The organism is Mesorhizobium sp. M4B.F.Ca.ET.017.02.2.1 (assembly GCF_003998955.1).
GTDB classification, from domain to species: domain Bacteria; phylum Pseudomonadota; class Alphaproteobacteria; order Rhizobiales; family Rhizobiaceae; genus Mesorhizobium; species Mesorhizobium abyssinicae.
This window is the reverse complement of the sequence record NZ_RZOF01000190.1, coordinates 1-11,948: the sequence shown is the minus strand read 5'-3', so window position 1 is coordinate 11,948 and position 11,948 is coordinate 1. Positions and strand designations below refer to the sequence as shown.

10 protein-coding genes are annotated in these 11,948 nt (G+C 66.1%); 7 read left to right on the top strand and 3 right to left on the bottom strand.

Features of this window, described 5'->3' with window-relative positions; all coding sequences use genetic code 11:
* The 3 genes from xdhB to EN738_RS21170 form a co-directional block, all read left to right on the top strand.
* Positions 1-2,072, top strand: a 2,072-nt coding sequence (gene xdhB, locus EN738_RS21180; RefSeq protein WP_127285412.1) for a xanthine dehydrogenase molybdopterin binding subunit, incomplete at its 5' end; no start/stop codon positions are given.
* A gap of 62 nt (positions 2,073-2,134) precedes the next feature.
* The gene (gene xdhC, locus EN738_RS21175) at positions 2,135-3,163 is read left to right on the top strand and encodes a xanthine dehydrogenase accessory protein XdhC (RefSeq protein ID WP_127285411.1); all 1,029 of its coding nucleotides are present in this window, start codon (positions 2,135-2,137) and stop codon (positions 3,161-3,163) included.
* Between the two features lie 136 nt (positions 3,164-3,299).
* Positions 3,300-4,136, top strand: a complete 837-nt coding sequence (locus EN738_RS21170) for a PhzF family phenazine biosynthesis protein (RefSeq protein WP_127285410.1) — start codon at positions 3,300-3,302, stop codon at positions 4,134-4,136.
* Between the two features lie 18 nt (positions 4,137-4,154).
* Here the strand turns inward: EN738_RS21170 and EN738_RS21165 are convergent, their stop codons facing one another.
* From EN738_RS21165 to EN738_RS21155, 3 genes are all read right to left on the bottom strand, one after another.
* On the bottom strand, positions 4,155-5,414 hold the full coding sequence (locus EN738_RS21165; protein WP_127285409.1) for an LLM class flavin-dependent oxidoreductase: 1,260 nt from the start codon (positions 5,412-5,414) through the stop codon (positions 4,155-4,157).
* A complete protein-coding gene (locus EN738_RS21160; RefSeq protein ID WP_127285408.1) occupies positions 5,411-6,382 on the bottom strand; it encodes an LLM class flavin-dependent oxidoreductase in 972 nt (323 codons plus the stop codon). The genes EN738_RS21165 and EN738_RS21160 overlap by 4 nt, the downstream gene beginning before the upstream one ends.
* A gap of 77 nt (positions 6,383-6,459) precedes the next feature.
* On the bottom strand, positions 6,460-7,380 hold the full coding sequence (locus EN738_RS21155; RefSeq protein ID WP_127285407.1) for a LysR family transcriptional regulator: 921 nt from the start codon (positions 7,378-7,380) through the stop codon (positions 6,460-6,462).
* Positions 7,381-7,523: 143 nt separating this feature from the next.
* Here EN738_RS21155 and EN738_RS21150 point away from each other — a divergent pair, with 143 nt between their 5' ends.
* The 4 genes from EN738_RS21150 to EN738_RS21135 all read left to right on the top strand — a co-directional run bounded on the left by EN738_RS21150 (position 7,524) and on the right by EN738_RS21135 (position 11,882).
* On the top strand, positions 7,524-8,741 hold the full coding sequence (locus EN738_RS21150; RefSeq protein WP_127285406.1) for a urate hydroxylase PuuD: 1,218 nt from the start codon (positions 7,524-7,526) through the stop codon (positions 8,739-8,741).
* Positions 8,742-8,743: 2 nt separating this feature from the next.
* Entirely contained in the window at positions 8,744-10,057 is a 1,314-nt protein-coding gene (guaD, locus tag EN738_RS21145) for a guanine deaminase (RefSeq protein ID WP_127285405.1), read from the top strand.
* A gap of 65 nt (positions 10,058-10,122) precedes the next feature.
* Positions 10,123-10,626, top strand: a complete 504-nt coding sequence (locus EN738_RS21140) for a heme-degrading domain-containing protein (protein ID WP_127285404.1) — start codon at positions 10,123-10,125, stop codon at positions 10,624-10,626.
* Positions 10,623-11,882: a glycerate kinase gene (locus tag EN738_RS21135; protein ID WP_127285403.1), complete on the top strand. Its 1,260-nt coding sequence runs from the start codon at positions 10,623-10,625 to the stop codon at positions 11,880-11,882. The genes EN738_RS21140 and EN738_RS21135 overlap by 4 nt, the downstream gene beginning before the upstream one ends.
* Positions 11,883-11,948 lie beyond the last annotated feature (66 nt).

The following is an 11,948-nucleotide window of genomic DNA, read 5'->3' as shown; positions in this document are numbered from 1 at the left end:
CGCGACCGGGCCGCCATGACGAGCCGGTGCTCGCCGACGGCAAGGTCGAGTTCTACGGCCAGCCGATCTTCTGCGTCATCGCCGAGACGCGCGAACAGGCGCGCCGCGCCACCAGGCTGGCCAAGGTCGAATACAAGCAATTGCCCTTCGTCACCGACATCGGCGAGCTAAACCCAAGGAAAGACAAGCTGGTCACGCCGCCGCTGACGCTGAAGCGCGGCGACGCAGCGGCGGCGATCAAGGCGGCGCCGCACAAGCTCAAGGGGAAGATGCGCGTCGGCGGCCAGGAGCATTTCTACCTGGAAGGCCATATCGCAATGGCCGTCCCCGGCGAGGACGAGGACGTCACCATCTATTCCTCGACCCAGCACCCGAGCGAAGTCCAGCATATGGTCAGCCACGCGCTGGGGGTGCCGAGCAACGCCATCACGGTGGAGATCCGCCGCATGGGCGGTGGTTTCGGCGGCAAGGAGACGCAAGGCAACCAGTTCGCCGCGCTGGCGGCGATCGCTGCGAAACGGCATCACCGCGCGGTGAAAATCCGGCCCGACCGCGACGACGACATGACCGCCACCGGCAAGCGCCACGACTTCCTCGTCGACTACGAAGTCGGCTTCGACGATGACGGCAACATACTCGGCGTCGACTTCATGTTCGCAGCGCGCTGCGGCTTCTCCTCCGACCTGTCGGGCCCGGTGACCGACCGCGCGCTGTTCCACTGCGACAACACCTATTTCTGGCCGGCGGTGCACGCGCAGTCGGCGCCGCTCTACACCAACACCGTGTCGAACACCGCCTTCCGCGGTTTCGGCGGGCCGCAAGGTATGGTCGGCGCCGAGCGCGTCATCGACGAGGTCGCCTTTGCCCTCGGCAAGGATCCGCTGGAGATCCGCAAGAAGAATTTCTACGGCACCAGCGACCGCAACGTCACGCCCTACCACCAGACGGTCGAGGACAACATCATCCACCGCATCATTGCCGAGCTGGAGGCGAGCTCGAACTATGAGCGGCGCCGGCGTGAAATCAGGGCCTTCAACGCCAACAGCCGCTTCATCAAGCGCGGCCTGGCGCTGACGCCGGTGAAGTTCGGCATCTCGTTCACCGCCACGCATTACAATCAGGCCGGCGCGCTGGTGCACGTCTATACCGACGGCTCGGTGCACCTGAACCATGGCGGCACCGAGATGGGGCAAGGCCTCTATCTCAAGGTCGCGCAAGTGGTGGCGGAAGAGTTCCAGATCGACCTCGACCAGGTCAAGATCACCGCCACGACAACCGGCAAGGTGCCGAACACGTCGGCCACCGCGGCCTCCTCCGGCTCCGACCTCAACGGCATGGCGGCGCAGAACGGCGCCCGCCAGATCAAGGACCGGCTGACCAATTTCGCGGCCGAGAAATACCAGGTGCCGCGCGACCAGGTGCTGTTCCTGCCCAACCGGGTTCGCATCGGCAACCAGGAGATCGCCTTCGCCGACCTCGTCAAGCAGGCCTATATGGCGCGCATCCAGCTCTCGGCTGCGGGCTTCTACAAAACACCGAAGATCATCTGGAACCGCGACAAGGGCGAGGGTCGCCCTTTCTACTACTTCGCCTATGGCGCCTCGTGCTCGGAAGTGTCGGTCGATACGCTGACCGGCGAGTACGTGGTCGAGCGCACCGACATACTGCACGAGACCGGCCGCTCGCTGAACCGCGCCATCGACCTCGGCCAGATCGAGGGCGGCTTCATCCAGGGCATGGGCTGGCTGACCACCGAGGAACTGTGGTGGGACGAGAAGGGCCGGCTGCGCACGCACGCGCCTTCGACCTACAAGATCCCGCTCGCTTCCGACCGGCCGAAGATCTTCAACGTCACGCTGGCCGACTGGCCGGAGGCGCATGAGCCGACCGTGCACCGGTCCAAGGCAGTCGGCGAGCCGCCCTTCCCGCTCGGCATGTCGGTGCTGCACGCGCTGTCGGACGCGGTGGCGAGCGTCGCCGACCACAGGATCTGCCCGCGCCTCGACGCGCCGGCGACGCCAGAGCGGGTGCTGATGGCGATCGAACGGCTGAAAGCCGCAAAACCGGCCTGAACCGGGCGAAGCGTGCAAATCGAGCCGAAAAACTCTATATTTCCGTATCGGGAATGCAGACGATGAACTCGAAAGTGCAAAGCCTGAAAGCCTTTCTCGGCCAAGCCGGCCGGGCCGCGCTGGTCGAGGTCGCGGCAACCAAGGGCTCGACCCCGCGCGAGACCGGCGCCTTCATGCTGGTCTCGGCCTCGGCGATTTACGGCACGATCGGCGGCGGCCAGCTCGAATATATGGCGATCGACAAGGCGCGGCAGATGCTGGGCTCTTTACGCCCTGCACCTCTCGGGGAATTTGCCGACGTCGCCGCCGCCCCTCATCCGCCTGCCGGCACCTTCTCCCCGTATAGTGACGGGGAGAAGGGAGATAGTCGCAACGCTGGCGACCCCCTCTCCCCGTCCTTACGGGGAGAGGGTAAGGGTGAGGGGCTGCGCGACGCCGGCAAGATGTTCGCCACGCTCGACGTTCCGCTCGGGCCCGAGATCGGCCAGTGCTGCGGCGGACGCGTCGAGGTGCTGATCCGCCCGGTCGATGGGGCACTCGAACAAGAGCTGATCGCCAAGGCCGAGGTCGAGGAGGCGCATCTGCCTCACGTCTATCTCTTCGGTGGCGGCCATGTCGGCCAGGCACTGGCGTTGGCGCTGGCGCTGCTGCCCATCCATGCCGTCGTCGTCGAGACGCGCGCCGAAGCGCTCGAAGGGATGCCGGAAACGGTCGAAACCAAACTGACGCCGATGCCCGAGGCCGTGGTGCGCGATGCGCCGGCGGGAGCGGCCTTCGCCATCCTCACCCACGACCATGCGCTCGATTTCCTGATCGTCGCCGAAGCGTTGAAGCGGGGCGACGCCGCCTATGTCGGCATGATCGGCTCGAAGACCAAGAAGGCGACATTCAAGAACTGGTTCCTCAAATCGGCCGATGGCAGCGAGGCGGAGTTCAGGCGTCTCGTCTCGCCGATCGGCGGCAATGCGGTGAAGGACAAGCGCCCGCCGGTGATCGCGGCACTTGCCGCCGCTGAGATCATGACCGCGCTAGTCTCGCATGCCACAGAGGCGACTGCCTCAAGCACGTCCGAGAAGGCGATGGCCGACTGAGCTCTGTCGCCGGGGCGCCGGCGGCGATGCTGCTGGGATATGACCTCCGCTCACAGCAGCTCGTCGCTTTCTTCATTTCCCAAATCGTTCGGGAAAGTGTTTTCTGCGCGCCTCACAAGCACGAGGCGGACCCCTGATGGACGTATTGAGAATTGCGGCGTTTTCTGATGGCGACGACGGCGGCAACCCGGCCGGCGTGGTGATCGGCGCGGCCTTGGACGATGCCATCGAAATGCAGCGCGTCGCGGCCGAAGTCGGGTTTTCGGAAACCGCCTTTGCGGCGCCGGAAGGCGATGGCTGGCGGGTCCGCTATTTCTCCCCGGAAAGCGAAGTGCCGTTCTGCGGCCATGCCACGATCGCGCTTGGTGCTGCGCTGGTGCGGCAGTTCGGCGACGGGATTTTTGCGCTCACCCTCAACCAGGCAACGATCACCGTCGAAGGGTTCCGCGACGGCGCCAACATCGTCGCGGCCTTGCAGTCTCCGCCGACGCGCAGCCGGCCGGCCCCGCCAGAGCTTGTCGCGGAGACGCTGGCGCTGTTCGGCTACACTGCAGGGGATCTCGATCCAGCCATTCCGCCAGCTTTGATCCATGGCGGTGCCGACCATCTCGCGCTGGCGCTGAAGTCGCGCGAGGCGCTGGCTGCAATGGCCTATGACCTAAAGCGCGGGCAGGCGCTGATGCGGCGCGAAGGGCTGGTGACGATCCTGCTCGCCTATGCCGAAGCGCCCGCCCTGTTCCACACGCGCAATCCGTTCGCGTCGGGCGGCGTCTACGAGGATCCGGCGACAGGAGCCTCGACCGCCGCCTTCGCCGGCTATCTGCGCGACCTCGGCTGGCCGCATGGCGGCGCGATCGATGTCGTGCAGGGCGAGGACATGGGCATGCGCTCGCGGCTGCATGCCGACATCCCGTCGACGCCCGGCAGCTCGATCAGGGTGTCAGGCACGGCCCGCATGATGAACGCCGGCTAAGCATCCGATGCGGCCGCGTCAGGCCAGCCTTTTCAGGCCAAGATGGTCGCGCAGGGTGCGGCCTTCATAGTCGGTGCGGAACAGGCCGCGCCGCCGCAGTTCCGGCACGACGAGGGCACAGAAGGCGTCGAGCTCGCCGGGGAACCAGGACGGCATGACGTTGAAGCCGTCGGTGACGCCGCCCTCGAAGCGCGCCTGCAATTCGTCGGCGATCTGCGCGGGCGTGCCGACGATCCGCCAATGCCCGCGCGCGCCGGCGAAATGGCGGGCAAGCTGGCGGATGGACAGGCCGTCGCGGCGCGACTGCTCGACGACCAGCGCCTGCCGGCTCTTCATGCCCTCGCTCTCCGGCAGTTCGGGCAGCGGCCCGTCGATCGGATAGCGCCAGAGGTCGGAGATGCTGAGATAGCTGGAGAGCAGCGCCACGCCGACCTCGTCGGGGATAAGCTCCTGCAATTCCTCATGCTTTTGCCGGGCCTCCGCCTCTGTGGCCGCGACGACCGGCGCGACGCCTGGCATGATCTTGACGTCTTCCGGCTCTCGCCCGTAGGCGGCGAGCCGTCGCTTGACGTCGTCGTAGAAGGCCTTCGCTTCTTCGAAGGTCTGCGCCGCGCTGAACACCACGTCGGCGGTCCTGGCGGCAAGGTCCTTGCCGTCCTCCGAGGCTCCCGCCTGCACCATGACCGGCGCGCCCTGCGGCGAGCGCGGCAGGTCGAGCGCGTCCCTGACCGAAAAGCTCTGGCCGTCATGGTTGAGGCCGCCATTGCCGCCGCCGCGCCAGAGGCCGGCGACCACCTGGGCGAATTCGCGCGCCCGCTCGTAGCGGTCGGCATGCGGACGCAGGCCCGTCGAGCCGAAATTGGCGGCCTCGATGTGGCTGGCCGAGGTGACCAGGTTCCAGCCGGCGCGGCCGCCGCTCAGATGATCGAGCGAGGCGAAAGTTCGCGCCAGCCCGTAGGGCTCGTTGTAGCTGGTCGAGGCCGTGGAGACGAGGCCGATGCGCTCGGTCTGCACGGCGATCGCCGAAAGCAGGCTGATCGGCTCGAAACCGATCGAGCGCGCGGTCTGGCTGGCGATCTGGACGTTGGCCTCGCGCAGGCCGGCAGCGTCCTCGCAGAAGATCATGTCGAGCTTCGCCGCTTCGGCCGTGCGGGCGAGTTGTATGTAATGGTCGATGTCGATACCGGCCGTGACATGCGCATCGGGATGGCGCCAGGCGGCGATGTGGTGGCCTGTCGCCCACAGGAAGGCGCCGAGCTTCATCTGACGCGCGCTCATGGTTTGCCTCCTGCCTCAAGTCCGAGATGCTGGCGCAACGTCGCGCCCGCACGTGCGGATTGAGCCAGGCCGCGACGCTGCAGCTCCGGCAGCACACGATCGGCAAAGGCCTCAAGCGCAGGAGGATCCGCCGGCAAAGTAAAGTTGAGACCGTCGCAGCGGTTCGGGCCGGACCAGGTTGCGACCCTGTCGGCCTTCAGCTCGGTGCCTGCGGCGACAGTCATCAGCACCTTCATGGCATTCGGCTCGCGGCCGGCTGCAAGCGCGCGACCTCTCAGGTCGTCACAAGCAGCCTTTGTCGCTTCCGGCGATCCTTCGGCGATCAGGACGACGTCCGCGACGCGGACGGCGAAGTCGAGGTCGGCCTCGGACAGGCCGGACATGACCAGCACCGGCGTGCCCTGCGGCGAGCGCGCAACGTTGAGCGGCCCGCGCACCGAAAAGAACTCGCCCTTGTGGTCAAGCAGATGCATCTTCTGCGGGTCGTGGAAACGGCCGCCGGCCTTTTCGAACAAAAGCGCATCGGCGTCCCAGCCTCTCCACAGGCCTTGCACGATGCCGATGAATTCTTCGGCCCGGCGACGGAAATCATCGTCGGAAAACCCTTCCGGCCGGCTGAAATTGGCGGCCTGGCGCGGATCCTGGACCATCGTCGCGCTCCAGCCCGCGCGGCCGTGACTGATGATGTCGAGGGAGGCGAACCGACGCGCCAGATTGTAGGGCTGGTGCGCGAGCGTCGAGGCCCCGGCGACGAGGCCTATTTTATCGGTAACGGTCGCCAGGGCCGCCAATAGCGTCGTTGCCTCGAACGGGCTGGTCGATCGAGCGCCGCTGGGGGCGGCATCGGAGACGACGACCATGTCGATCCCGGCCGCTTCCGCTTTCCGCACGAAGCCGGCTATGCGGCGGAAGTCCAGGCCGGCCTGTCCGTCGGTGGCAGCGATGTCGAGCGAAACGGCGAGATGCATGACGCGAACCTAAGTCCGCCTTCGCGCAAGGCAAGTCCGTCGAGTGGGCCAGCGGGCCGTCACCTGCCGGCCAGCCTCTACTTGCCGGCAAGAATATCCTTGATCAGCCGCTGGCAGCGCTCGGCCATGAAGTCGAGCAGCAGCCGTACCTTCGGGTCCTGCAGCTTCTTGTGCGGATAGACGGCGGCGAACTGCACCGGCGTCGGCGGTGTCTTGGCCAGGATCACCTTCAGCCGCTCGTCGCGAATGAAGGGCTCGACCTCGAAGCGCGGCTTGTTGATGATGCCGCGGCCCGACAGCGCCCAGCCGGTCAGCACGTCGCCGTCGTCGGTGTCATAGGGTCCATGCACCTCGAATTTCTGCGGGCCGGCCGGCGTCTGCAGCGTCCAGACATATTCGCGCGCGCCGGCATAGCGCAGCATCAGGCAGTCGTGCTTCTTGCCAATCAGTTCCTGCGGCTCGGCCGGCTCGCCGCGCGCCTCCAGATATTTCGGCGCCGCCACCAGCACGCGCTCGCATTCCATGATGCCGCGCATCCTGAGGCTGGAATCCTCGATGATGCCCAGCCGGAAGGCGACGTCGATGCCTTCCTTCATGATGTCGACATTGTGATCCGAAAGCCTGAGCCGCACCTCGATATCAGGGTATTTGTCGTGAAAGTCCGGGATGCCGGAGGCGACCAGCCGCCGGCCGAGGCCGAGCGGCGCCGTCACCTTGATCGTGCCGCGCGGCTGGCCGGACAATGCCGAGACGGCGGCCTCGGCCTCGGTTATCGCCTCCAGCACCTGCTTGGCGCCGGTGTAGAATACCGTGCCGTGCTCGGTCGGCATCAGCTGCCTGGTCGTGCGGTTGAACAGGCGGACGCCGAGGTGCTTCTCCAGCTCCTTGATGCGGTTGGAAGCGACCGCCGGCGAAATACGCATATCGCGCCCCGCCGCCGATAGATTGCCGAGCTCGACGACACGGACGAAGACGGCGATGTTGTCGAGATAGGCCATGCGTGGCTCTCTGCGGCTGCGTGAGGCAACCCTAGTATTTTTTATTTTTTTTTGAAAGTCATCGCGCACCTCGCCTCTTTTCGTTTTGGCGCCAGACCGTAAAGTCGGGCAATCGGCAGGGACGACTTCCCAAGGGCAACACGATGCTGGATTTCGCGATTTTCTGGGACTGGCTGAGCTTCGCCGTCCGCTGGCTGCATGTCATCACCGGCATCGCCTGGATCGGCTCGTCCTTCTATTTCGTCGCGCTCGACCTCGGGCTGCGCCAGCGCCCCGGCCTGCCGGTCGGCGCCTTCGGCGAGGAATGGCAGGTGCATGGCGGCGGCTTCTATCACATCCAGAAGTATCTGGTGGCGCCGGCCGAGATGCCGGAGCACCTGACCTGGTTCAAATGGGAGTCCTACGCCACATGGCTGTCGGGCTTCGCCATGCTGTGCGTGGTCTACTATGCCGGCGCCGACCTGTTCCTGATCGATCCCAATGTGCTGCCGATGTCGGTGCCGGTCGGCATCCTCTTGTCGATGGCGACCATCGGCGTCGGCTGGGTGGTGTATGATCTGCTTTGCCGCTCGCCGCTGGGCAAGAGCGACACCGGCCTGATGCTGGTGCTCTATGGCGTGCTGGTGTTCATCGCCTGGGGACTCACCCACCTGTTCACCGGCCGCGCCGCCTTCCTGCATCTTGGCGCCATCACCGCCACGATCATGTCGGCCAACGTCTTCATGGTCATCATCCCGAACCAGAAGATCGTCGTCGCCGACCTGATCGCCGGCCGCAAGCCGGACCCGAAATACGGCAAGATCGCCAAGCAGCGCTCGCTGCACAACAACTACCTGACGCTGCCGGTGCTGTTCCTGATGCTGTCGAACCACTATCCGCTGGCGTTCGGCACCGAGTTCAACTGGGTGATCGCCTCGCTGGTGTTCATCATCGGCGTCTTGATCCGGCACTATTTCAACAGCGTCCATGCCCGCAAGGGCAATCCGACCTGGACGTGGCTCGGCGCCGCCGTGCTGTTCGTCATCATCATCTGGCTGTCGACGGCGCCGAAGGTCCTGACCGGCGAACCCAAGGCTTCCGCCGCAGCCGAGACCTATATCGCCTCGGCGCATTTCCAGGCCGTGCGCGACACGGTGCTTGGCCGCTGCTCGATGTGCCATGCCGAGGAGCCGGCCTATGAGGGCATCTACCACGCGCCGAAGGGCGTGATGCTCGACACCGACGCGCGCATCGCCGAGCATGCGCGCGAGATCTACCTGCAGGCCGGCCGCAGCCACGCCATGCCGCCCGCCAACGTCACCCAGATCAGCGACAAGGAGCGGGCGCTGCTGGTCGCCTGGTTCGAAGGCGCGGGAAAGTAAGCATGACCTCGACTCTTCTGCGCGGCCGCACGCTGACCTTCCTGCGCTGGCCGGAAACGATCGACGACCATTCCGCCTGGCGCTACGAGGAGGATGGCGGCCTGCTGATCAGCGACGGCCGGATCGTCGCCTCAGGCGCCTATGCCGATATCGAGAAGCAGGCCGGCGACGGGGCAAGACGGATCGACCATCGCCCGCATCTCATCCTGCCGGGCTTCATCGACGCGCATGTGCATTTCCCGCAGATGCAGATCATCGCCTCCTACGGCGCCGAGCTGCTCGACTGGCTGAACAAATACACCTTTCCCGAGGAGACGAAATTCCGCGATGCCCAGCACGGTCGCCGCATCGCCAGGCTGTTCCTCGACGAGATGGTGCGGCACGGCACCACGACGGTCGCCGCCTACTGCTCGGTGCACAAGGCCTCGGCCGAGGCCTTCTTCGCCGAATCGCACGACCGCAACATGCTCAACATCGCCGGCAAGGTGATGATGGACCGCAACGCGCCGGACGGCCTGCTCGACACGCCGCAATCGGGCTACGACGACACCAAGGCGCTGATTGCGGAATGGCACGGCAAGGGGCGCCAGCACTATGCCATAACGCCGCGCTTCGCCATCACCTCGACACCGGAGCAGATGGAGATGGCCGGCGCGCTCTGCCGCGAGCATCCCGATCTACACATGCAGACGCACCTCTCGGAAAACCATGCCGAGATCGCCTTCACCCAGGAACTCTATCCCTGGTCGCGAGACTATACCGAGGTCTACGAGCATTATGGGCTGCTCGGGAAAAAGAGCCTGTTCGGCCACTGCATCCATCTCTCCGAACGCGAGGCGGATGCGCTATCGGGCTCCGGCTCGGTGGCGGTGTTCTGCCCGACCTCGAACCTGTTCCTCGGCTCCGGCCTGTTCGACTACCAGCGCTACCGCCGGCGCGAAAAACCGCTCCGGATCGCCGCCGCCACCGATGTCGGCGGCGGCACCAACTATTCCATGCTGCGCACCATGGACGAGGGTTACAAGGTGATCGCGCTGAACGGCGAGAAGCTCAACCCGTTCCAGTCCTTCTGGCAATTGACGCGCGGCAATGCCGAGGCGCTGTCGGTGGCCGACAAGGTCGGCACGCTGGATGCCGGCACCGATGCCGACATCGTCGTGCTCGACGCCCGCGTCACGCCGGCGATGCGGCTCAGGATGGAGACAGTCGGCGCGCTGGCCGAGGAACTGTTTCTCCTGCAGACGCTGGGCGACGACCGCACTGTCCGCGAGGTCTATGTCGCTGGCCGGCCGGCGAAGAGCGCGATCGCGATCTAGCATTCCGGCTTGACCCCACGGCAACCATCAGCCAAAGCGTGCGGCGACATCGACAGGGGAACGACATGGCCGTTGCCGACGACATCGCTCTGATCAAGAAACAGGAAGCCACGCTGGTCTTTCCTGCCTTCGACGAGGCCGTCGCCTTCGAGATCGGCTCGGCGATCCGCAAGCGGGCGCTGGCCGAGGACCTGCCGATCATCGTCGACATCAGGACCTTCGACCGGCCGCTGTTCTACGCGGCGATGCCGGGTTCGAACGCCTCCAATCCCGATTGGGCGCGGCGCAAGATCAATGTGGTGAGGCGGTTCCTTAAAAGCACCTACCGCATGGTTTTGGAGCAGCAGCGCCCCGACCGCACCTTCAAGGTCGGCGAAGGGCTGGATGTCGCCGACTACGTGCTGGCCGGCGGCGGCTTTCCGGTCACCGTCAACGGCGCCGGCGTGATCGGCGTGATCGCCGTCTCGGGCCTGCCGGAGCGCGAGGACCACGGCGTGGTGGTCGACGCGCTGTGCGCGCATCTTGGCGCCGACCGCAAGCAATTGGCCCTGGCGCCGGAAGCACAATGACAGACCCCAAATCCTTCCTGACGTCGATCTTCAACGCCGCGGTCGCCGCCGCCGATCCCGAAAGGACGATCCGTGACCATCTGCCGGCAAGGCCGAAAGGCCGCACCATCGTCATCGGCGCCGGCAAGGGCTCGGCGCAGATGGCGGCCGCCTTCGAGAAGGTGTGGGACGGCCTGATCGACGGGCTGGTCGTCACCCGCTACGGCTATGGCGCGAAATGCGAGCGCATCGAGATCATCGAGGCGGCGCATCCGGTGCCGGATGCAGCCGGCCTCGAGGCCTCGCGCCGGCTGCTGGACAAGGTGCGCGGGCTGACGGTGGACGATCTGGTGGTGGCGCTGATCTCCGGCGGCGGTTCGGCGCTTTTGCCCTCGCCTGCTCCCGGCCTGACACTGGTCGACGAGATCGCCGTCAACGAGGCGCTGCTCGCCTCCGGCGCGCCGATCGCGGCGATGAACACGATCCGCAAGCATGTCTCGACCATCAAGGGCGGCCGGCTCGCGGCCGCCGCACATCCCGCCAGGGTGGTGTCGCTGGTCGTTTCCGACATTCCCGGCGACAACCCGGCCCTCGTCGCGTCCGGCCCGACGGTTCCCGACACCGGCAGCCGCGAGGATGCGCTGGCATCGATATCAGCCTACGGCATGAAGCTGCCGGCCTCGGTCATGGCGCACATCAATTCGCCGGCTGCGGACGCGCCGCGCCCGGACGATCCGATCTTCGCCGGCAACGAAGTGCATCTGATCGCGTCGGCCGGCGTGTCGCTGGAAGCCGCCGCCGCCGAGGCAAAGCGGCAGGGGATAGAAGCCGTCATCCTCTCCGATTCCATCGAGGGCGAGGCACGCGAGGTGGGCGGCGTTCATGCCGCCATCGTGCGCGAGGTGGCGACGCGCGCACGTCCGTTCGCCAAGCCGGTGCTGATCCTGTCGGGCGGCGAGACGACGGTGACGCTGCGGGCAAAGGGCAAGGGCGGCCGCAATTCGGAATTCCTGCTCGCCTTTGCGATCGCCATTGGCGGCCTGGACGGCATTCACGCGTTGGCGGCCGACACCGACGGCATCGACGGCTCGGAAGACAATGCCGGCGCCTTCGCCGACGGCTCGACGGTGTCGCGCATGCGCGCCGCCGGCATCGACGCCAAGGCGATGCTCGCCGGCAACAATGCCTGGACGGCCTTCAATGCGGTCGGGGATCTGTTTGTCCCGGGGCCGACGGGCACGAATGTCAATGATTTGAGAGCGATTCTCGTCCGTTAACGTTGCCGCATTGCCCTTGCGCAAGCGTCGACGCTGCCCCTCATCCGCCTGCCGGCACCTTCTCCC